Source organism: Shimwellia pseudoproteus, from assembly GCF_016415625.1.
Classification (GTDB): domain Bacteria; phylum Pseudomonadota; class Gammaproteobacteria; order Enterobacterales; family Enterobacteriaceae; genus Shimwellia; species Shimwellia pseudoproteus.
In genome coordinates, this window is the sequence record NZ_WBXP01000034.1 from 17,555 (window position 1) to 39,646 (window position 22,092).

Consider the following 22,092-nt stretch of genomic DNA (forward strand, 5'->3'; position numbering starts at 1 on the left):
CCTAACTGGCGACAAATAACAATAATCGTGGAGAAAAGTATGACCGGGAATGCCGATACTCAGGCAACGCAACAGAAACCGGGGAATAAACAGAAGTCGCGTAAAAGCGCTCTGCTTATCCTGACACTGTTGTTTGTCATTATTGCTGTGGCATATGGAATATATTGGTTTACGGTACTGCGTCATTTTGAAGAAACCGATGACGCCTACGTGAATGGCAACCAGGTGCAGATAATGCCCCAGGTGTCCGGCAGCGTAACCAAAGTCTGGGCCGACAATACCGATTACGTTAAACAGGGTGATGTACTGGTAACCCTCGATCCCACCGACGCAAAACAAGCCTTTGAAAAGGCCAAAACCGCCCTCGCCTCCAGCGTGCGCCAAACTCATCAGTTGATGATTAATAGTAAACAGCTACAGGCGAGCATTGATTTGCAAAAAACAGCGCTGGCGCAAGCACAGAGCGATCTTGCCCGTCGTATACCGCTGGGCGAGGCCGATTTAATTGGCCGTGAAGAGTTACAACACGCCCGCGATGCGGTCGCCAGTGCCCAGGCACGCCTCAGCGTGGCTATCCAGCAGTACAATGCCAACCAGGCCGCGATCCTTGGCGATACACTGGAACAGCAGCCCGCGGTGCAGCAGGCCGCCACCCAGGTCCGCGATAGCTGGCTGGCGCTGCAGCGTACCCGAATCGTTAGCCCAATCACCGGCTATGTTTCCCGGCGCGCCGTTCAGGTTGGGGCACAGATCAGCCCATCCACCCCACTGATGGCCATTGTCCCGGCGGCACAGATCTGGATCGATGCCAACTTCAAAGAGACCCAACTGGCTCATATGCGTATCGGCCAGTCCGCGACCGTGGTCAGCGATATCTACGGCGATGATGTGAAATACAGCGGTAAAGTGGTCGGCCTGGATATGGGGACCGGCAGTGCCTTCTCACTGTTGCCGGCCCAGAATGCCACCGGTAACTGGATCAAAGTGGTACAGCGCCTGCCGGTGCGTATCGAACTGGATCCCCGCCAGGTTGCACAACATCCGTTGCGGATTGGCCTGTCCACCCTGGTCACTGTCGACACCCGCAACCGTGATGGTGCCGTGCTGGCTTCTCAGGTGCGTAAAGACCCGGCTTATGAAAGTGATGCCCGGACCCTGGAGCTGGGGCCGGTGAACCACCTGATTAATGAGATTATCAGCGCTAACGCTGGCTAACAGGCGGAGAATGTCATGGCACAGAAACCGCTGGAAGGCGGCCAACTTGCAATAATGACCATCGCCCTGGCGATGGCGACCTTTATGCAAGTTCTCGACTCGACCATCGCGAACGTGGCAATACCGACCATTGCCGGTAACCTCGGGTCATCCCTGAGTCAGGGGACCTGGGTAATCACTTCCTTTGGGGTGGCAAACGCGATTTCGATCCCCATTACCGGCTGGCTGGCCAAACGGGTGGGCGAGGTGCGGTTGTTCCTCTGGTCCACCGCCCTGTTTGTACTGGCCTCCTGGGCCTGTGGAGTATCCAACAGCCTGAGTATGCTTATCTTCTTCCGGGTGCTCCAGGGGGTGGTGGCCGGGCCGCTGATCCCGCTCTCCCAGAGCCTGCTACTCAGCAACTACCCGCCCGCTAAACGCAGCATCGCCCTGGCGCTCTGGTCCATGACGGTGATTGTGGCCCCGATTTGCGGGCCGATCCTCGGCGGCTGGATCAGTGATAACTATCACTGGGGGTGGATTTTCTTTATCAACGTGCCCATTGGGGTTGTCGTGGTGCTGTTAACCCTTCAGACCCTGCGCGGCCGGGAGACCAAAACCGAGCAGCGGCGTATTGATGCGGTTGGCCTGGGGCTGCTGGTTATCGGTATTGGCAGCCTGCAGGTGATGCTGGACCGGGGTAAAGAGCTGGACTGGTTCAGCTCGACAGAAATCATCGTGCTGACTATCGCCGCGGTGGTGGCGCTCAGTTTCCTGATTATCTGGGAGTTGACAGACGACCACCCGATTGTCGATCTCTCGCTGTTTAAATCGCGAAATTTCACCATCGGCTGCCTGTGTACCAGCCTTGCCTATATGCTCTACTTTGGCGCCATCGTGTTACTGCCCCAGCTATTACAGGAGGTATACGGCTACACGGCAACCTGGGCGGGTCTGGCGTCCGCGCCGGTGGGGATTATCCCGGTGATCCTCTCCCCGATAATTGGTCGCTTTGCCCATAAGCTGGATATGCGCCGCCTGGTGACGTTCAGCTTCGTGATGTATGCCATCTGCTTTTACTGGCGGGCCTATACCTTTGAACCGGACATGGACTTTGGTGCATCGGCCTGGCCGCAGTTTATTCAGGGCTTTGCCGTAGCCTGTTTCTTTATGCCGCTGACCACGATAACCCTGTCCGGGCTGCCGCCTGAGCGCCTGGCGGCGGCGTCGAGTTTATCGAACTTCGCCCGTACCCTGGCCGGGTCTATCGGCACCTCGATTACCACCACCATGTGGACCAACCGAGAGGCACTGCACCACGCCCAGTTGACCGAGTCGATCACCCCCTATAACCCCAACGCCCAGGCGATGTATAACCAACTGGAGGGGATGGGCATGACCCAGCAGCAGGCCTCCGGGTATATTGCCCAGCAAATTACCAGCCAGGGGTTAATCATCTCGGCAAATGAGATTTTCTGGCTGTCCGCCGGGATCTTTATCGTGATGATTGGCCTGGTATGGTTCGCCAGGCCGCCATTTGGCACCGGCGGGGGTGCCGGGGGCGCCCACTAGCGATCTTCAGGCAATAAAAAAGCCGCCCGGCGTGAAAACCGGGCGGCTTTTTACTGGCCACCAGAAACTAGATATGCAGTTCCTGGAGCTTCTCTTTCGGCAGCGCCAGCGCGTCGTTGCTGTTCACACCAATACCGCTCTCAACAATATGACGGGCAATGTCTTGTGCTTCCGCCAGTGAGTGCATGGTGTAGGTCCCGCACTGGTAAACGTTCAGCTCCGGAATTTGTGACTGATCCTGAACTTTCAGCACGTCTTCCATTGCCGCTTTCCAGGCATCGGCAACCCGCTGTGGGTCCGGCTGACCAATCAGGCTCATATAGAAACCCGTGCGGCAGCCCATCGGCGAGATATCAATAATTTCAACACCCTGGCCATTCAGATGGTTGCGCATAAAACCGGCAAACAGGTGCTCCAGGGTATGGATACCTTTTTCCGGCATCACTTCCTTGTTTGGCACACAAAAGCGCAGATCGAATACGGTGATGGTATCGCCGTGGGGAGTATTCATATTTTTTGCAACGCGCACTGCGGGCGCACCCATACGGGTGTGGTCCACGGTGAAGCTATCCAACAACGGCATCTGGTCACCTCCGATAGTGATTATTTTAAAAAAATAATGAACTCTTTAAACAGCCGCGAGTCTCAGTATATGAAAGACGCGCATTTGTTATCATCATCCCTACTTTTTTAGAGATGAAAGTTTGGCCACAGTGATGTGGCCTTTTTCTTTTCTGTCATCCCTGTCTTGCCAGCCAGCTTTCAAACGGCTCGCTATCCTGCGCTTCCATCTTACGCTGACGCGTCCATGATTCATCATGTTCCGCGCTGAAGTCTGCCTCACTCAGCACCTCCAGCGGTTCACTGCGCAGCATCTCATGGTATTTATTGGCCAGCTCCAGCCCGGTTCCGCCAATGCCTTTCTCAAGCATAGAACGCAAAATACGCGCTGAATATGTCAGATCCGGATTATCAAAGCAGGCAACCAGCTCATCACAGACCTGCTGGTACTGCCGATCCCCGGCAATACTGTCCAGGGTTTCAGCCACCCGGCGCAGATCGCGGAACAGATCTTTACCCACCTGGACCAGCGGATACTGCGCGGTCTGGCAGCCAATCCCCAGGGTCAGGCCAGGCTTGCGCCCTTCGAGGATCACCCGGTTCCAGTTAGTTTTGGTGCAGGCCAGTTCATCGCTGCTCATTTCTGGCGCATCCGCCAGGGCACACCACACCACAAACAGATCCAGGAAGCGGACTTGCTTCTCATCAACCCCTACCGGCGAGAATGGGTTGTTATCCAGAGAGCGAACTTCAATATACTCAATACCGCCACGCAGCAACGCATCGGAAGGGCTTTCCCCCGGCAGCGTAACCCGTTTAGGGCGGATTGGCGCATACAGTTCATTCTCTATCTGCAACACGTTGGTATTAAGTTGCAGATGTTTGCCGTCTTTGGTCAACCCGAGGGCGGCATACTCTTCTGACGGGGTATGAATCGCCCGTTTTAACCCGCAGACATAGGTTTCCAGGTCATTAAAGGTAATACCGAGATTGCTCTGGGATTTATTGGTGTAGCCCAGATCGCTTAATCGCAGTGAGGTACCATAAGGCAGATAGTACATGCCTCTTTCGGTTTTCTCGAACGGCAGTGCCGGTTTTTTACCCTGCAGGAATGAGCCGCAAATCGCCGGTGAAGCGCCGAACAGGTACGGAATCACCCAGCCAAAACGGTAGTAGTTACGGATCAGCTTGAAGTAGCCTGCGGAAATCGCTTCTTTACCGCTTTCCGCATCCGTAACGCCCAGCCGGGCCTTCCAGAACTCAATCGGGAAGGAGATATTATAATGCACACCAGAAATCGTCTGCATCAGCGCCCCGTACCGGTTTTTTAAACCTTCCCGGTACAGGGTTTTGAAACGCCCAATATGGGAGGAGCCATATTGCGCTAATTCAATCTTATCGCTGCTCTCCACAAAGCACGGCATGCTCAGCGGCCACATTAACTCATCACCCATATTGCGCGAGGTATAACGATGCAGATCGCGTAAGAAGGTCAGCATATGGTCAACATTGCCGTCCACCGGGGTAATAAACTCCAGTAATGCCTCGGCAAAATCCGTGGTGATCCACTTATGGGTCAGTGCCGCGCCGACACTTTCCGGATGTGCCGTCTGTGCCAGGTGCCCATCGGGAGTCACGCGTAGTGTTTCCCGTTCCAGCCCACGTTTAATACCTTGCAGTGCCTGCGGATGTTGCTCCAGCCAGGTCAGTGCTTGTGATACGTCCGGGATCAAATCGACCTCCCGCCTCTAAATGCAGTTTTGTTAAGCATAGTTGTAAAGACTGGCGGTTTAGCCGTCATTTTGGTGTTTTGGTAAACAGCCAGCACAACAATGCAGTTTACAGTTACTGCCACCACGCCATCCCCTGAACAGCCGCAAGTCCCACAATGAGATAGCGCAGTAGCTTTCCAATGCCAATAAAGACAATCACCGGCCCCCAGCGCAGGCGTAACCACCCGGCCAGCAGGCACAGTAAATCACCCATTACCGGTAACCAGCTCAGGAGCAGTGTTACCGGGCCAAAACGTTCTAATAGTCGTGTGGCTTTCCCGCGCCAGCGCGACGTTGCCCGCACCGGGAAAAAACGCCCGAGGATAACGTTAGTCAATCCCCCCAGGGTGTTTCCTGCCGTCGCGACTATCACTAACGGCCAGAAGCTGCTTTTCCCGGCGATCAGTAATGCAATCAGTACCGCTTCCGAACTGCCCGGTAATAGTGTGGCGCTCAGGAAGCTACTGCTCAACAGGGACAGCAGTGCAGCGGTATCACTCACGGTATACGCACGTCCACCGCATCCATCCCCGCCAGCCGTGCCGCCTCCAGGCCGAAATCCGCATCCTCAAAGACCAGACATTTTTGGGCGTTAACGCCCATTAACCGGGCACAGAGCAAAAATGTGTCCGGTGCGGGCTTATGGTGTTGGACATGATCGGCAGCCACAACGGCGGTGAAATACTGGCGTAAATTAAGGTGTGCCAGGAGCGCATCCGCAATGGCGCTCTCGCTTCCGGTGCCAACCGCCATCGGCCGGCGCCCGTGCCAGGATTTTACCACGTCAATCAGGGGAAGTGGTTTAACGGTGTCCAGCAGCATGGTCTTCACCAGGGCGGTTTTCTCCCGGGTAAGCCGGTCCGCATCTATATCCGCGTGGTTAGCGTCAATAATTATCTGGGCGATACGTCGCGTGGTGGAGCCATTGAGGGCCGCCATCGCCTGCATATCAAAATGCATGCCGTAGCGCGAGAGTACACTTTCCCATGCGGCCTGATGTGTCGGCTCGGTATCCAGAATGGTGCCGTCCATATCAAAAATCAGCCCGTCGTAACGATCGTACATCCCTTAGCCACCCCTCAATTTACGAATGGCAGTTACTTTAACGTAATGCGCTGCCGATGTCGCGAATTGCCCGGGGGGTTAGTCACCTGAGTTATCAAGATTATCAGCAAACAGCACATTTACGACGTAACACCATAAATTAAAAGTGGTTATCGGGAATAAGGATGAGGACGTAAATGTGCAGAGGAGCGGTATTGATAAGTTACCGTGATATTGCCGGTAAGGTAAGGAGAAGGTGATACACAGGAAGTAAGGAGAAGATGGTGCATCCAGGAGGATGACTCACCGGGTTCGCCCTGACGGGCCGTTGCTGACGCAACGTTATCCTCCCTGGTGCCTGCTGGTATTACCGCGACACTCGCCACCGTAAAACTGCCGATAGGGTAAGGAGAAGATGGTGCATCCAGGAGGATTCGAACCTCCGACCGCTCGGTTCGTAGCCGAGTACTCTATCCAGCTGAGCTATGGATGCATCGAGATGTTACTTTGCTTTTTCTGACACACTGTTGAAACAGTGAGGAGAAGTATATCTCCCTCTGGTGCCCGCTGTTGTTACCGCGACACCCGTTACCGTAATATTTCCGATAAGGTAAGGAGAAGATGGTGCATCCAGGAGGATTCGAACCTCCGACCGCTCGGTTCGTAGCCGAGTACTCTATCCAGCTGAGCTATGGATGCATCAGGGTATTGCTTTGTTTTTCTGACACACTGTCAAAAACAGTGAGGAGAAAATGGTGCATCCAGGAGGATTCGAACCTCCGACCGCTCGGTTCGTAGCCGAGTACTCTATCCAGCTGAGCTATGGATGCAAAATGGCGGTGAGGCGGGGATTCGAACCCCGGATGCAGCTTTTGACCGCATACTCCCTTAGCAGGGGAGCGCCTTCAGCCTCTCGGCCACCTCACCACACGCCTCTTGCGAGTCGTACCGGAGAACTTGTTTCTGCTCATCGGCACTGCGTGGCGCACATATTACTTTCTGGGACTTATAAGTCAAACACTTTTTCTGACCGATAAATTTGATTGCGCACTTAGCAAGCAATTAGCCTGAATTGGCAGCACAAATACCATTTTTTAGACAGTTACGGGGAATAAAAGGCAGAAAAACCGTGATAAACACGATCCGCGCCGAGAGCAGAAAAAGACGTAAAACAGAGAAAATAGCGGGCAGGGTCGCAGAAAAATAGCAGCAGGGGCACTAAAGTAAAACGTCTCGCACTGGCGAGACGTTCAAAATACTAGTAATTAGTCTGTTGTGACTTTTCAGCCTGGATACGCTGGTAGATCTCTTCACGGTGTACAGACACTTCTTTAGGGGCGTTAACACCAATACGAACCTGGTTACCTTTAACACCCAGAATTGTCACGGTCACCTCATCCCCAATCATGAGGGTCTCACCAACTCGACGAGTCAGAATCAGCATTCTTTGCTCCTTGAAAGATTGAAAGAGTCGGGCCTCTGTATCCCGGCATATCCATCATATAACGCCATAACGTAAGCGCTGACAAACACATAACTGTATCCTGACGCTACGCCACCTGCTGTTATACCTAAGTTTAGCCGATATATACAAGATAACCTGACTTTATCATTGTCAAAAGTGCGTTATAACAAGACACCATGGCCTTGCGAGCCATGGTGTCTGAGATACGCTTATATTTTTTATTACAGTCGGGCTGATACCCAACCTTCTACACTGGCGAGCGCCGCAGGTAACGACTGAGCATCAGTCCCCCCTGCCTGGGCCATATCCGGCCGGCCACCGCCCTTGCCGCCAACCTGCTGGGCTACCATCCCGATCAGCTCACCGGCTTTCACGCGGTCAGTCAGGTCTTTGGATACCCCGGAAATCAGAGACACTTTACCGTCCACCACTGTCGCCAGGACAATCACTGTTGAACCTAACTGGTTCTTCAGATCATCCACCATGGTGCGCAGCATCTTCGGCTCAACGTTACTCAGCGCATTGACCAGCAGTTTAGCGCCTTTCACATCAACAGCTTTACTTGACAGGCTGGCGCTCTCCTGAGAGGCCTGCTGTGCTTTAAGCTGTTGCAGCTCTTTCTCCAGTTGGCGAGTGCGATCCAGTGCAACACGCACTTTCTCGCCCAGGTTATGGCTATCGCCTTTCAGCAACTGCGCAATATCCTGTAACTGATCGCTCTGCGCATGAACCACCGCCATCGCGCCTTCACCGGTTACCGCTTCAATACGGCGCACGCCTGCGGCAGTGCCGGATTCCGCAACAATGCGGAACAGACCGATATCGCCAGTACGGCTGGCGTGGGTTCCGCCGCACAATTCGGTAGAGAAATCGCCCATACTCAGCACACGAACATGGTCGTCATACTTCTCGCCAAACAGCGCCATCGCCCCTTTCGCTTTCGCGTCTTCAAGGTCCATGATAGTGGTTTCGATCGGCAGGTTACGGCGGATCTGGGCGTTAACCAAGTCCTCAACCGCGCGGATCTCGTCCGGTTTCATCCCTTCAAAGTGCGAGAAATCGAAACGCAGCGCTTTGTCGTTCACCAGAGAACCTTTCTGTGCCACATGAGTACCCAATACCTGACGCAGCGCGGCATGCATTAAGTGGGTGGCGGAGTGGTTCAGGCGAATACGGGCACGGCGCGCGTCATCAACCCGCGCGTCAACCCCATCGCCTACCTTCAGCACACCGGCACTCAGGGTCCCCTGGTGGCCAATGGCCTGGCCGTATTTCTGGGTATCAGTAACCTGGAAGGCGCCAGCGGCGGCTTTCAGTTCACCTTTATCCCCTACCTGGCCACCAGACTCCGCATAGAACGGGGTCTTATCGAGAACCACAACGGCATCCTGACCGGCACTGATTTGTGGCACGGACTGGCCATCAACAAACAGCGCGGTCACCGTGGCGTTGAGATCCAGGCTGTCATAGCCTTTAAATACCGAGGCAGAATCAACGCGGATCATGCTGTTGTAGTCAGCGCCAAAACCACTGGATTCACGGGCGCGACGGCGCTGTTCTTCCATCGCGGCTTCGAAACCGGCCTCATCAACTTTGATATTGCGTTCGCGGCAGACATCGGCGGTTAAATCCACCGGGAAGCCGTAAGTGTCGTACAGACGGAAAGCCGTTTCGCCATCCAGGGTATCCCCTTTCAGCTTGCTCAGCTCTTCATCCAGCAGCGCCAGGCCGCGCTCCAGGGTACGGGCAAACTGTTCTTCTTCGGTTTTCAGTACCTGCTCAACCATCGCCTGCTGGCGTTTCAGGTCATCACCGGCAGCGCCCATCACATCGATCAGCGGCCCCACCAGTTTGTAGAAGAAGGTGTCTTTGGCGCCCAGCATATTTCCGTGGCGCACCGCGCGACGAATAATGCGGCGCAGCACATAGCCGCGGTTTTCGTTAGACGGCAGCACACCATCAGCGATCAGGAACGCACAGGAGCGGATATGGTCCGCAATAACGCGCAGTGATTTACTGGCCAGATCCTGGGCACCGGTCACGTCGGCAACGGCTTTAATCAACGTACGGAACAGGTCGATATCGTAGTTGGAGTTCACATGCTGCAGCACCGCGGCGATACGCTCCAGCCCCATCCCGGTATCTACGGACGGTTTCGGCAGCGGCAGCATGGCACCGTCGGTCTGACGGTTGAACTGCATAAAGACGATGTTCCAGATTTCGATATAGCGGTCGCCGTCTTCTTCAGCGCTCCCCGGAGGGCCGCCCCAGATATGGTCGCCATGATCATAGAAAATTTCGGTGCACGGGCCGCACGGGCCGGTATCACCCATCTGCCAGAAGTTGTCAGATGCGTAAGGCGCGCCTTTATTGTCGCCAATACGAATAATACGTTCGCGCGGTACGCCTACTTCATTGGCCCAGATGTCGAATGCTTCGTCATCGGTCTCATAAACGGTTACCCACAAGCGATCTTTCGGCAGGTTGAACCACTGGTCGCCGGTTAACAGCTCCCAGGCGAAGTTGATCGCATCGTGTTTGAAATAGTCCCCAAAGCTGAAGTTACCCAGCATTTCGAAGAAGGTATGATGGCGCGCAGTGTAACCGACATTTTCCAGGTCGTTATGTTTCCCACCGGCACGGACACAGCGTTGTGACGTGGTGGCGCGGGAATAACTACGTTTGTCCAGGCCGAGGAAAACATCTTTAAACTGGTTCATCCCGGCATTGGTAAACAGCAACGTCGGGTCGTTATTTGGAACCAGTGAGCTACTGGCAACGACCTGATGTCCCTTACTGTGGAAAAAATCGAGAAACGCCTGACGGATCTCAGCGGTGCTCTTGCTCATAATTATCCTGAAATCAAGCTAACGATATGGTGTAAACCAGACATCATAAACAGATTGGCGTCTATTGTCTGGCTTATCGGGTAAAACGTGGGGAATAAGATAAGTTTTATCGTCAGGGAAGTAAAACGCCGGATGCATTAACCCGGTAAAATTTCATTAACGTGCAGTGTAATGCTGCGTTACAGCGCCATGCACAGGCATTAACGCTGCCACAAAGCCTGAATATCGTCCCCATAAAAACCGCGGTACTGCAAATAACGCTGCACCTTTACTTTATCGGCAAAGGCGCTGGGGAGCGGATCGCCAAACTTACGCTCAGCTATTTCCCGGGCCAGCGTGGACCAGTCAATATCACAGGCCAGAATCGCCTCATCACACTGGTGGCGATCGATACCTTTTTGTTGCAACTCCTGACGCACCCGCTGGGGGCCATAACCTTTGCGTGCCCGGCTGGCCACAAAGCGGCTGGCAAAACGGGCATCATCCAGCCAGTGATGTTCATAGCACCACGCAATCACCGTATCAATGTCCTGCTCGCTGAACACCGGCGGTGGGGTATTGCCCGGTATGCTGGGGGGCTGCTTCAGTTTACGGCGCAGCTCCCATTCACTGTGGTCGCGCATCGCCAGAATACGGGTGGCTTTATCCATCAGGCGTGCCTGGTCAGAACGGCGCGGAGCAGTTGTATCACTCATCGGTATATCCCGCTTAACGGGCGAAGCGCCAGAACACCCGGCACCCTGCCCCACCATAAACAACAGGGGCCGCATAATTGCAGCCCCTGTTTTACTATTCTGGTATCACAACGTCGTCAATCAGAAGTTTTCGTCAGATGCTTCAGCGCCTTCGCCGTAGGCATCCGCCTGGAAATCAGGCGTGCTGTCCGGGTTATTCAGCAGCATATCACGCAGTTTCTTCTCGATTTCGGTCGCCATTGGTTTGTTTTCTTTCAGGAAGTTGCTGGCATTCGCTTTACCCTGACCAATTTTTTCGCCGTTGTAGCTGTACCATGCACCGGCTTTTTCGATCAGTTTATGCTTCACGCCCAGGTCAACCAGCTCACCGTAGAAGTTGATCCCTTCCCCGTACATGATCTGGAATTCGGCCTGTTTAAACGGCGCCGCCACTTTGTTCTTAACCACTTTAACGCGGGTTTCACTCCCCACCACGTTATCGCCGTCTTTCACGGCGCCAATACGGCGGATATCCAGACGTACTGATGCGTAGAATTTCAGCGCGTTACCACCGGTGGTGGTTTCCGGGTTACCGAACATCACGCCAATTTTCATCCGGATCTGGTTGATGAAGATAAGCAGGGTATTGGACTGCTTCAGGTTACCGGCCAGTTTACGCATCGCCTGGCTCATCATACGTGCCGCCAGCCCCATGTGGGAGTCACCGATTTCGCCTTCGATTTCCGCTTTCGGCGTCAGCGCCGCTACGGAGTCCACCACCAGGACGTCAACGGCACCGGAACGGGCCAGGGCATCACAGATCTCCAGCGCCTGTTCACCGGTATCCGGCTGTGAACACAGCAGGTTATCAATATCCACGCCAAGTTTGCGGGCATAGACCGGATCCAGCGCGTGTTCAGCATCGATAAACGCACAGGTTTTGCCTTCGCGCTGGGCGGCGGCGATAACCTGCAATGTCAGGGTTGTTTTACCGGAAGACTCTGGCCCGTAAATCTCAACGATACGCCCCATCGGCAGCCCACCGGCCCCCAGTGCGATATCCAGAGACAGGGACCCGGTAGAGATAGTCTCTACGTCCATGGTGCGGTCTTCACCCAGACGCATGATGGAGCCTTTACCAAATTGCTTTTCAATTTGGCCAAGTGCTGCCGCTAACGCCTTCTGTTTGTTTTCGTCGATAGCCATTTTTACTCCCGTCATGCAGGTGAAGCGCCTGGCGCTGCACTGCGTCGCTCAATACGATATGTTGCGAGTGATTATACTGTATAAGCGTACAGTATCAAGTCTTTTGTAGAAATAGTTGCCCGAGGGTGGTTAAGGCATAAATCACCGACTGACGGCGCACCGCCTCCCGGTCGCCGGTGAACTGCTGCAACCGGGCTTCCACCGCACCGCCACGGCTGGCAAAGCCAAACCACACAGTGCCGACCGGTTTCTCCGCACTGCCGCCATCCGGCCCGGCAATACCACTGACGGACAGCGCATAATCCGCCCCGGCAGCCTGAAGTGCCCCCTGGGCCATTTCGCGCACCACCGGCTCACTCACCGCCCCCAGGACGCCAGCGTCCCGGGCTGGACCCCAATCATCCCGGACTTCGCCGCATTGCTGTAGGTCACAAACCCGCGTTCAAACCACGCCGAGCTGCCGGGGATATCGGTCACAACTTTAGCAACCCAGCCACCGGTACAGGACTCCGCCGTGGTCAGCGTTGCGCCAGCCTGTAACAGGCGTGCGCCAAGATCCGCGCTGAGCTGTATTAATTCTCTATCTGTCATAGCGACTCCGATTGTAAGCCCCTTTCCCCCCGGGGCAAGGCCGATGTTACCGGGTTGCGAGCCGGGCTGCACCGGCGTTTTACCGGTACAGAACGCCAATATGGGGGCGCAGGAGTAAAAGAAAAGGGCCACCTGAGTGGCCCGTTCAATAATACGCTCGTCCTTAAAAACCCTGGCGCGCCTGGGAGACAGCCTGCCCCAGTTGCCAGACCGCCATCGCGTAGTGGGTGCTGTGGTTATAACGCGTAATGGTGTAGAAGTTAGGCAATCCATACCAGTACTGGTACCCGGTACCGACATCCAGGCGTAACAGACTGGCCTGGGAATGGTCCCCCAGCGGTTGCATCGGGGATAAACCGGCCGCGGACAGCGTACTCACGTTGTACTTGGTTTTAAACCCGTTATCCATGCCCGGTGCCTGGCCAGATGCCTGGACCGCCACCAGATCGCCCGGCACCCAGCCGTGGGCTTTAAAGTAGCTGGCGACACTGCCGATCGCATCTTGCGGGTCCCACAGGTTAACGTGGCCATCGCCGTCAAAATCCACCGCATATTGTTTAAAGGCTGACGGCATAAATTGCCCATAGCCCATTGCCCCGGCGAAGGAGCCTTTCAGGCTAAGCGGATCGTCCCCTTCGGAACGGGCCATCAGCAGGAAGGTTTCCAGCTCGCTGGAGAAATACGCCGCCCGGCGCGGGTAAGCAAAGGAGAGAGTGGCCAGCGCATCCAGAATCCGGGTTTTGCCCATCACCCGGCCCCAGCGGGTTTCCACCCCAATGATACCGACAATGATTTCCGGCGGCACGCCGTAGACCTGCTGGGCGCGGTTGAGCGCATCCTGATACTGATTCCAGAACACCACCCCGTTTTGTACGTTATCCGGGGTGATAAATTGCTTGCGGTAGCGCAGCCAGGCACCGTTTGGCCCGGTTGGCGGCAGCCCGGTCGGGGCTTGACGATCCATCAGCCGCAGCACGTAATCCAGCCGCTTCGCCTGGGAAAGAATTTCATGCAATTGCTGGCGGTCAAAATTATGCTCCGCCACCATTTTATCGATAAATTTTTCAGCCTCGGGATTATTGGCAAAATCACCGCTTTGCAGCAAAACGTCGTGCTGCGGCTGCAACAGGAACCCACCGCTGGGGGTCCCTGAGGTTACCGGCTCCTGCGTCGGGGCCTTGGGTTTGCTGCTACAGGCTGAGAGCAGCACCAGGACAGGAAGAAGTGAAGCATATTGACGCTTAAGCATGAGATATCCGTACACCAAACGAGAAAAATAAAAAGTAGCGCTCATGGTAAATCATCTGGCCGGGCGGTGAAGGGATATTTCGATAACGCCCGTTATCAGCGGCTAAATTGTAGCCGTTTATCGCAAAAAATGCCCGGTCTGGCACCCGGGATTAACCCGGCGTTACGCATCATTTACGCATATTCTTTTCTGAAATAATCATTTCATGATCAATAACCGTAATGCATATCATCCTGTTAACCCACAGTGAACAGGAGCGTAACACATGACCTTTACTATCACCCCCGTTGCCGGACGTCTTGGTGCAGAAGTTAGTCATATTTCGCTAGCCAGTGAACTGGATGACGCGACCTTTAGCGCGCTCTACCAGGCACTGTTACAGTACAAGGTACTGTTTCTGCGCAACCAGCATCTTAACGATGCCCAGCAGGAAGCCTTCTCACGCCGTTTTGGGCCGCAGGTTCCGCACCCCACGGTAGAAAGCGCCGAACAAACCAGCGCAATCCTGCATCTCGATTCCCGGGAAAGCCGGGCCAACTCCTGGCATACCGATGTCACCTTCGTGGCGGACTACCCCAAAGTGTCCATTCTGCGTGGTGAGGTGATCCCTGCCTTTGGCGGTGACACGGTCTGGGCCAATACCGCCACGGCCTATCAGGATCTGCCCCAGCCCCTGCAACAGCTGGCGGACACCCTGTGGGCCCGGCACGCTAACGCCTACGACTACGCCCCTTCTAAAAACGTCGACAGCACACTCAGCCAGCACCGCCGGGCGCGGTTTGTTTCCGAGGTCTATGAAACCGAGCACCCGCTGGTGCATGTGCACCCGGAAACCGGGGAACGCAACTTGCTGCTGGGCCACTTTGTCCGCCAGATTGTCGGGGTCAGCCCCCAGGACTCCGCCCTGCTGTTTCAGTTATTCCAGCAGCGCATCACCAGCCTGAACAACACGGTCCGCTGGCGCTGGCAGCAGGGTGATGTGGTTATCTGGGACAACCGCGCCACCCAGCATATTGCGGTGGATGATTACGGCGACGCCGCGCGCATTGTGCGCCGCACCACAGTGGCAGGAGAGGTACCGGTCAGCATTAACGGCGAACATAGCCGGGCCATTTTGCCCACGGTGACCACCCGCTCACCGCAGACTGAGCAAGAAAAGCAGCAGCGCCAGGCTCCGCCTCAGTCATCCCGCCAGGGATCAGCCCCGGGAGCCGCCCTATGACACTCACCCCCAGGGTACGCCGCCATCTGGCCGGTGTGTTGTTACTGCTTGGCGCCACCGCCGCCGATGCGGAGGTATTGCGCATTGGGGTCGCCACCGGTGGCGGCGGCGATCCGGTCACCTCCGGGGGCTCTGCCCTCGGGGTGGTACGCAATCAGCAATTGCTGGAAAAAGCCTTCGCCGGCAGCGGTACCGACGTTCAGTGGTTTTTCTTCAAAGGGGCGGGCCCGGCGGTCAATGAAGCCCTCTCCAATCAGCAAATTGATTTCGCCTGGGAGGGGGACCTCCCCCAGGTTGTGGCCCGGGCGAATGGCCTCGACACCCGGCTGATTGCCGCCGTGGGCACCCGGGGCAACAGCTATGTTGCGGTCCCTAAGGGCTCGCCGATAAAAACCCTCGCTGACCTGAAAGGGAAAAAAGTGGCCATTTTCCGGGGCACTAACGGCCATCTGGTGGCGATCAATATCCTCAAAACCCAGGGGCTGACCGAGCGGGATCTTAAAGTTATCAATCTGGACAGCGGCAGTACCCTCGCGGCCCTGGCCACCAATGGTGTCGATGCCGCCTTTGGCGGGATGGAGCTGTTTAAATTACGCGATCAGGGGATCGTCGACATTATCTATTCGACCCAGGGCCAGGATGTGGGGCTGACGCGCCAGACCTCCCTGCTGGTCCGCCATGCCTACGCCGAATCGCACCCGGCCCAAACCCAAAAAGTGGTCGATGTGCTGGTTGATGCCGCCCGCTGGGCGTCTGATCCCGCTAACCAGCAGGCGCTGTATCAGGAATGGGCCAAATCCGGGGTGCCCGATGCCTCCTGGCAGGCGGAGTTCGCTAACCAGTCCCTGCGGGTGCGCAACTCTCCGTTACTGGACCCGTTCTTCCGCAGCCGTTATCAGGCCGTGGCCGAACAGGCTAAAGCCCAGCGCTTGATTCGCCAGCCGGTTAGTGTCAGCGGCTGGTTTGACACCCGCTACCTTGATAAGGCGCTGAAAGACAAAAATCTGCAGGACTACTGGGCCCCGGCGGGCGTAAATGGCCAGCCAGAGACAGCCAGCCCCCCCAGCCAGGAGGTCGCCCATGCCCCAGGTTAATCTCCTCCCGCTTCCGCTGATAGCCTCCACCCGGGCCGCCAGCAACGCCATACCCGGCCGCCGGTTACGGCGGTTCCCCGGCCTCTACCGCTGGCTGCTGCCCGCGGCGCTGCTGGCGCTGTGGCAGGCCGCCACCAGCCAGCACTGGATCGCCGCCCAGGTACTGCCCTCCCCTTATGAGGTCTGGCTCACCCTTGACTATCTCGCCACCAGTGGCGATCTGTGGCTGAACACCGCCGCCAGTGTGCAGCGGGTGGTGGCGGGGTTCGCCATCGGCAGCCTGATTGGCCTGGTACTGGGGGGCGCCATGGGATTATCCCCCACCCTGCGGGCCTATCTGCAGCCCAGCTTTAATGCGCTGGTACAGATCCCGGTCCTCGGCTGGTTCCCGTTTGCTCTGTTGATTTTTGGTATCGGCGAGCCGCTGAAATATGCCCTGATCGCGCATGCGGCGCTGGTGCCGGTCACCCTGGGAACGATGCAGGCATTCCGCCAGGCGCCGCAACCTCTGATAGAGGTCGCCAGAGTTAACGGCTTTGGCCGCCGCCAGATAATCAGCGCGGTAGTCCTGCCTGCGGCCGTGCCGGTGCTGTTTAGCGCATTTCGCCTCGCCTTTACCAAAGCCTGGCTCTCATTAGTGGTGGTTGAGCTGATCGCCTCCAGCGAAGGGCTGGGGTATCTGATTGTCTATGGCCGCCAGCTGTTCCAGCTGGATCTGGTGATGGCATCGGTTGTGGTGGTCGGGGCTATCGGCTGGCTGATTGACCGGGGCTTTACCCTGGCCGAAGGGCGCTTGCTGCGCCACCGCCTCACCCCGGGAGCGCGCCCATGAACAGCCTGCGTAGATTACGTGGCGGGGTTCTGCCGGTGCTCGGTGTGCTGGCATGGTGGTGGTGCGCCCACTACTACCCTGCCCGCTCCCCGCTGCTGGTGACCCCGGAGTCCGTGGTTAACACCGCCTGGCAGATGGCCGCCTCCGGGCAATTATGGCGCGCGTTATCCGCAAGCCTGGCCCGGGAGCTGGCGGGGTTTACCCTCGGGGCCAGCGGCGGCCTGATACTGGGCTATTTACTCGGCCAGTTCCGGGGATTTGCCCTGGTGGTCGGCGGTAGTTTTAATACCTTTAAACAGGTGTCGCTGTTCGCCTGGATCCCGCTGATTTCGGTGTGGTTCGGGCTTACCGATACGGCCAAGGTGGTGTTTTTATCCCTTGCGGCGCTGGTGCCGGTCACGGTGCACACCTGGGACGGTTTGCGCCAACTGCCCCCGGCCCTGGAAGAGGTCACCCGCACCCTGTGTTTGACCCGTAGCCAGACCTTCTGGTCATTGCAGCTCCCGGCGGCGCTGCCGACGATATTCACCGGCCTGTACCTGTCGCTGATTTACTCGTGGCTGGCCACTATCGGCGCCGAATATTTACTGGTTTCCGGTGAGGGTATTGGTAATACCCTGATTGACGGCAGCGAGCACTTTCGCATGGATTTAGTGTTGACCGGTATGGTGGTTATTGGCCTGGTGGGCTGGCTGCTCAACGCCAGCGCCCGGTATCTGGAGCAACGCCTGGCGCGGCGTTTTGGTTACCAGCAGCGCAGTAAGGAGCTGATATGACGAGTAAATTCCTGAAGATCAATCATGTACAGAAATACTTCGCCGATCCCCGCCAGCCCGGCACCCGCCGCCAGGTGTTGAGCGATATCTCCCTGAACATCGCCCCGGGGGAGTTTATCAGCATCGTCGGCAGTAGCGGCTGTGGCAAGTCCACCCTGCTGCGCATGGTGCTGGGGCTGGATACTGATTACCAAGGCAGTATTACCCTGGACGGTAACGCCATCAGCGGCCCGGGCCTCGATCGGGGTATCGTCTTCCAGGATCACCGCTTATTCCCCTGGCTCACCGTGGCCCAGAATATTGCCCTCGGCCTGAAAAATGCCCCGCTGACCACGGCCGAAAAGAACCGCCGGGTAGAGGCGCATCTGGAACTGGTGAACCTGCAGGGGTTTGCCGGCGCCTGGCCCCATGAAATTTCCGGGGGCATGGCCCAGCGGGTGGCTATCGCCAGGGCGCTGGTTAACCGCCCGCGGATCCTGCTGCTGGATGAACCCCTCGGCGCGCTGGATGCGTTTACCCGCCAGCGGTTACAGGGGGAGCTACAAAATCTGTGGCAGCAGGAGAACATCACCATGATCCTCGTCACCCATGATGTGGATGAAGCGGTCTGGCTGAGTGATAAGGTGGTGGTGATGGAGGCCAACCCGGGCCGCATTAAACGGGTGGTTGATGTCGGCCTTCCCCGGCCACGTAACCGTAGCCACCAGGACTTTTTGGCCCTGCGGGACGATATCCTCGGGGATTTTATTCGCCAGCCAGAAACGCTGACGGCGTGAAATAAACAGGCGGGGCACCCCGCCTGCCAGGCAATTACCGGCGACGATCTACCGGCCGGTAGATATCACGGTAGTAGGTAAGGCGTTCAAAGTAATGGCGCGCTTTGTCGTCACTTAATCCTGAAGGTGTGACATCAATGCGCGGGCTTTTGTGCAGGTATTCACGAAAAGCCTGGGTGGATGCCATAAAATTCACCGCGCTATCGATAAAATTGGGGATAACATCACTGATTCTGACTTTGGATTCACTTCCTGACATACCTATTCCCTATAGCAGCTATTATCCGCCCCAGAATAACATCGTTAATTTCCTGGACAACCCCCCTCTGTCAGTCTTTCCGTCATCTTTTTGTATTAGCGGCGGGGGGTGAACCCCGGCACAAATCGCTGCACATCCACCGCCATAAACTGGCTGCGCACAAAGTTCGCTTTCAGGTGGTAAGGCACGGTACAGTCGAAAATCGTTTTGCAGGCAATGCCGTGATCGCGGATCGATGCGCTGAATGCCGGGTCTGAGGAAGGGTCCAGCGGATGGCAGCGCACTCCGGGAATAAATACCGTGCTGGCATCCCCCTGGTAGCGGGTGGTCATCGCCCACATCACGTCATTCATATCGAACACATCGACATCGTCATCCACCAGCATCACGTGTTTGAGTTCAGAGAACGCCGCAAACGCCAGCAGCGCGGCCTGGCGCTGGCGGCCTTCATCTGCCGCGCTGCGTTTTTTCACCTGAATCACCGCCAGATACTTACCGGTGCCCGGTGACGGGCAATGGACATTCTGCACAAATCCCGGCAGGGCGCGCTCTACCATTTGTAAGATACTCGCCTCGGTGGGGATCCCCGCCATATTGGTATGCTCATCGCTGGCGCCAATACAGGTTTGCAAAATGGGGTGGCGGCGGTGGGTTATCGCCTTCACCTTGATAACCGGCAATGCCGCCTGGGCGCTGCCGGTGTAACCCGGGAACTCCGGCATCGCTTTACCGGTATGGGTGTGCTGATCTTCCCGCACCCGATAATCAGGCAGTATTTCCCCTTCGATAACCACCTCGGCATTGGCGATGGCCCTGGCATTGACTGTCAGGCAATCGGTCAGCTCTACCGCCTGCTGGCGCAGGCTACCGGCAATGGATAATTCATCAAAACCCAGCGGGGTGGTCGGGGGCTCAAAACAGGCGCCGATTTCAATCGCCGGATCGACCCCAATACTCACGGAAATCGGCAGCGGTTTCCCGGCGGCCTCCGCTTTCTGGCGAAACACGTCCAGATGGCGCCCCGGCGCAAAATACATTGAGATCTCGTCCCGCCCCTGAACACACAGCCGGTGAATAGTGACGTCATGTTCGCCGGTTTCCGGGTCCGCCGCGTAGCACATGCCGAGGGTAAAATAGGGGCCGGCATCTTCCGGGGTATTGGTCGGCGCCGGAAGAATGCGCAGAATATCAAAATCCGGATCGGAGGCCAGATGCACCACTTCCTGACACACCGCCTGTTCCCGGGGGATCACGATGGGGGCTATCGGGGTCGCCACGGCTGCTTTTAGCATAAACGCCAGTTTTTCCGGGCGGGTGCCAAACATATAGGCCACCCGCTGGCGGGACGCCAGCAGACCAATCAGCACCCGCATATCGCGATAGCCTTTAATCTGATTAAAGATCATCGCCGGGCCAGTTTGGGTGGGCCGCATCACCGTGCCCCCGGCCCCGATATGGCGATATACCCCGGAGAGTTCCGCCAGCGGATCGACCGGTTCATCCGTATCAATTAATTGGTCGTCATACTGGCTCAGTAGCGCCAGGGCAGATCGAAGATCCGTCACCTTGATGGGTTGGTCAGGCATATCAGCACTCCTCTGAAGTTTCCGGCGGGGCCGACTGCCCTGCCTCTGTTTTCAGTGTCCTGCGCCGATTAATAATAATCCAATAATAATACCCGCCATTTTAATAAGCAGTTATTATCAGAGCGACAAACAGGAGGGGACGATGGATCACCGGCAATTACGTTCATTTGTGGTACTGGCAGAAGAGCTGCATTTTGGCCGGGCGGCCCTGCGGCTTAATATCGCCCAGCCCGCGCTGAGCCAGCAAATCAAAGCGCTGGAGCGGGATCTGCACATCCCGCTGTTCAGCCGGGATAAGCGTAATGTGTCCCTCACCTTTCAGGGGCAGCAACTGGTGGAGGAGGCCCGTCTGGCCCTCACCCAATACCAGGCGTTTATCACCCGCGCCAACAGCCTGCGCCAGGGCCACAGCGGGCAACTGACCCTGGGTTATGTGGGGTCATCAATACTTGACCCAGCCATGACGGCCCTGATTAATCAGTATCGCCACGACAAGCCGCATATCGAGGTGGCGATTGCGGAGCACAATGTGCCGGATCAGCTGCGGCTGTTACTGAACTATCAACTGGATATTGCCATTCTGCGGGGGCCCGCCCCGCTCTATCCGGAGCTGGAATACCTCGAGTTGGCGGCCCATCCACTGGTGGCGGTGTTACCTCGCCAGCACCCGCTGGCGGGTGCGCCGCGGATCGCACTGGCCGCCCTGCGTGACGAACGCTTCCTGATACAGCGGGATCCGCCGGGCATTGGCCTGGGCTGGTCAATTATCGATGCCTGTCGCCGGGCGGGGTTTACACCAAAGGATATGCATTTCACCCGGGATGTCTCCGCCGCGACCGGGCTGGTGGCCATGGGCATGGGGATAACCCTCGTCCCGGACACCCAGCGCGCCATCGCAATCCCCGAGGTCTGCTACTGCCCGCTGGATGATCCCCTTGCCACCACGACCCTGATCCTGAGCTGGCAGCGCCATATTAAAAACAATATCCTGCCGGATTTTATCCGCCAGGCCAGAGCCCGGGCGGCAGATAACGCAACCCCTGATAGGTAACAACGGGCAATATTATGCCCCGGTAAATTTTAGGTGAAGAATCCGGCATCTCATTATTTTTACTGAATAAATCCCCCGCCAGGCGTGCCCATGAAAATGCTGTTGCCATTAGTGCTTAACGCAGCTGAAGATATCCTTAGGCGCACAGAAATATACACAACACTATTTCACATCAGGCAAAGTATTAGGGAAGGTGCGAACAAGTTCCTGATATGAGATTATCATATTCATCCGGAGCGCATCCCAGAGGGACATCATGAGCCATCAACTCACCTTCGCCGATAGTGAATTCAGCACTAAGCGCCGTCAGACCCGAAAA

Annotated in this window: 20 protein-coding genes, 4 tRNA genes and 1 pseudogene; 9 read left to right on the forward strand and 16 right to left on the reverse strand. The window is 56.5% G+C overall.

Annotated features, from left to right (window positions below):
• The first annotated feature begins 39 nt into the window (after positions 1-39).
• On the forward strand, positions 40-1,215 hold the full coding sequence (gene emrA / locus F9C28_RS14250) for a multidrug efflux MFS transporter periplasmic adaptor subunit EmrA (RefSeq protein WP_199016023.1): 1,176 nt from the start codon (positions 40-42) through the stop codon (positions 1,213-1,215).
• A gap of 15 nt (positions 1,216-1,230) precedes the next feature.
• Complete coding sequence (emrB, locus tag F9C28_RS14255; RefSeq protein WP_199016024.1) at positions 1,231-2,766, forward strand: multidrug efflux MFS transporter permease subunit EmrB; 1,536 nt, start codon at positions 1,231-1,233, stop codon at positions 2,764-2,766.
• A 67-nt stretch (positions 2,767-2,833) separates the two neighbouring features.
• Here emrB and luxS read toward each other — a convergent pair whose 3' ends face one another.
• From luxS to mltB, 14 genes and pseudogenes are all read right to left on the reverse strand, one after another.
• The gene (gene luxS / locus F9C28_RS14260; protein ID WP_199016025.1) at positions 2,834-3,349 is read right to left on the reverse strand and encodes an S-ribosylhomocysteine lyase; all 516 of its coding nucleotides are present in this window, start codon (positions 3,347-3,349) and stop codon (positions 2,834-2,836) included.
• 154 nt (positions 3,350-3,503) lie between these two features.
• Positions 3,504-5,060 (reverse strand): glutamate--cysteine ligase, encoded by a 1,557-nt coding sequence (gene gshA, locus F9C28_RS14265; protein ID WP_199016026.1) that lies wholly within the window; start codon positions 5,058-5,060, stop codon positions 3,504-3,506.
• A gap of 112 nt (positions 5,061-5,172) precedes the next feature.
• Positions 5,173-5,601, reverse strand: a complete 429-nt coding sequence (locus F9C28_RS14270; RefSeq protein ID WP_199016027.1) for a YqaA family protein — start codon at positions 5,599-5,601, stop codon at positions 5,173-5,175.
• A complete protein-coding gene (gene yqaB / locus F9C28_RS14275) occupies positions 5,598-6,164 on the reverse strand; it encodes a fructose-1-phosphate/6-phosphogluconate phosphatase (RefSeq protein ID WP_199016028.1) in 567 nt (188 codons plus the stop codon). Before yqaB ends, F9C28_RS14270 begins: the two co-directional genes overlap by 4 nt.
• Before the next feature lie 395 nt (positions 6,165-6,559).
• Positions 6,560-6,636, reverse strand: a tRNA-Arg gene (locus tag F9C28_RS14280).
• A gap of 129 nt (positions 6,637-6,765) precedes the next feature.
• Positions 6,766-6,842: transfer RNA gene (locus F9C28_RS14285), tRNA-Arg, on the reverse strand.
• A gap of 54 nt (positions 6,843-6,896) precedes the next feature.
• Positions 6,897-6,973 (reverse strand) — tRNA-Arg (locus tag F9C28_RS14290).
• A 4-nt stretch (positions 6,974-6,977) separates the two neighbouring features.
• Positions 6,978-7,070, reverse strand: a tRNA-Ser gene (locus tag F9C28_RS14295).
• A gap of 331 nt (positions 7,071-7,401) precedes the next feature.
• Complete coding sequence (gene csrA / locus F9C28_RS14300) at positions 7,402-7,587, reverse strand: carbon storage regulator CsrA (RefSeq protein ID WP_199016029.1); 186 nt, start codon at positions 7,585-7,587, stop codon at positions 7,402-7,404.
• Between the two features lie 242 nt (positions 7,588-7,829).
• Positions 7,830-10,457 carry an alanine--tRNA ligase gene (gene alaS / locus F9C28_RS14305; protein ID WP_199016030.1) on the reverse strand — a complete coding sequence of 876 codons (2,628 nt, stop codon included), beginning with the start codon at positions 10,455-10,457 and terminating at the stop codon, positions 7,830-7,832.
• Positions 10,458-10,657: 200 nt separating this feature from the next.
• Entirely contained in the window at positions 10,658-11,152 is a 495-nt protein-coding gene (locus F9C28_RS14310) for a regulatory protein RecX (protein WP_199016031.1), read from the reverse strand.
• Positions 11,153-11,272: 120 nt separating this feature from the next.
• Positions 11,273-12,337 (reverse strand): recombinase RecA, encoded by a 1,065-nt coding sequence (recA, locus tag F9C28_RS14315; protein WP_199016032.1) that lies wholly within the window; start codon positions 12,335-12,337, stop codon positions 11,273-11,275.
• Between the two features lie 94 nt (positions 12,338-12,431).
• A pseudogene (pncC, locus tag F9C28_RS14320) lies at positions 12,432-12,928 on the reverse strand (nicotinamide-nucleotide amidase).
• A gap of 163 nt (positions 12,929-13,091) precedes the next feature.
• Positions 13,092-14,177: a lytic murein transglycosylase B gene (gene mltB / locus F9C28_RS14325; protein WP_199016033.1), complete on the reverse strand. Its 1,086-nt coding sequence runs from the start codon at positions 14,175-14,177 to the stop codon at positions 13,092-13,094.
• 265 nt (positions 14,178-14,442) lie between these two features.
• Here mltB and F9C28_RS14330 point away from each other — a divergent pair, with 265 nt between their 5' ends.
• The 5 genes from F9C28_RS14330 to F9C28_RS14350 are packed head-to-tail and all read left to right on the forward strand — an operon-like array spanning position 14,443 to position 18,877.
• A complete protein-coding gene (locus F9C28_RS14330; protein ID WP_199016034.1) occupies positions 14,443-15,399 on the forward strand; it encodes a TauD/TfdA dioxygenase family protein in 957 nt (318 codons plus the stop codon).
• The gene (locus F9C28_RS14335; RefSeq protein WP_199016035.1) at positions 15,396-16,493 is read left to right on the forward strand and encodes an ABC transporter substrate-binding protein; all 1,098 of its coding nucleotides are present in this window, start codon (positions 15,396-15,398) and stop codon (positions 16,491-16,493) included. The genes F9C28_RS14330 and F9C28_RS14335 overlap by 4 nt, the downstream gene beginning before the upstream one ends.
• Positions 16,480-17,325: an ABC transporter permease gene (locus tag F9C28_RS14340; RefSeq protein ID WP_199016036.1), complete on the forward strand. Its 846-nt coding sequence runs from the start codon at positions 16,480-16,482 to the stop codon at positions 17,323-17,325. Before F9C28_RS14335 ends, F9C28_RS14340 begins: the two co-directional genes overlap by 14 nt.
• A complete protein-coding gene (locus F9C28_RS14345) occupies positions 17,322-18,101 on the forward strand; it encodes an ABC transporter permease (protein WP_199016037.1) in 780 nt (259 codons plus the stop codon). The genes F9C28_RS14340 and F9C28_RS14345 overlap by 4 nt, the downstream gene beginning before the upstream one ends.
• Complete coding sequence (locus tag F9C28_RS14350) at positions 18,098-18,877, forward strand: ABC transporter ATP-binding protein (RefSeq protein WP_199016038.1); 780 nt, start codon at positions 18,098-18,100, stop codon at positions 18,875-18,877. Before F9C28_RS14345 ends, F9C28_RS14350 begins: the two co-directional genes overlap by 4 nt.
• 34 nt (positions 18,878-18,911) lie before the next feature.
• Here F9C28_RS14350 and F9C28_RS14355 read toward each other — a convergent pair whose 3' ends face one another.
• Complete coding sequence (locus F9C28_RS14355) at positions 18,912-19,136, reverse strand: hypothetical protein (RefSeq protein ID WP_199016039.1); 225 nt, start codon at positions 19,134-19,136, stop codon at positions 18,912-18,914.
• A 95-nt stretch (positions 19,137-19,231) separates the two neighbouring features.
• Positions 19,232-20,722 carry a UbiD family decarboxylase gene (locus tag F9C28_RS14360; protein ID WP_199016040.1) on the reverse strand — a complete coding sequence of 497 codons (1,491 nt, stop codon included), beginning with the start codon at positions 20,720-20,722 and terminating at the stop codon, positions 19,232-19,234.
• 142 nt (positions 20,723-20,864) lie between these two features.
• On the opposite strand from F9C28_RS14360, the gene F9C28_RS14365 reads away from it, so the two are divergent.
• Both F9C28_RS14365 and F9C28_RS20170 read left to right on the forward strand, forming a co-directional pair.
• On the forward strand, positions 20,865-21,773 hold the full coding sequence (locus F9C28_RS14365; RefSeq protein WP_199016041.1) for a LysR substrate-binding domain-containing protein: 909 nt from the start codon (positions 20,865-20,867) through the stop codon (positions 21,771-21,773).
• A gap of 256 nt (positions 21,774-22,029) precedes the next feature.
• A partial coding sequence (locus tag F9C28_RS20170) for a hypothetical protein (RefSeq protein ID WP_224471883.1) occupies positions 22,030-22,092 on the forward strand: 63 nt, incomplete at its 3' end.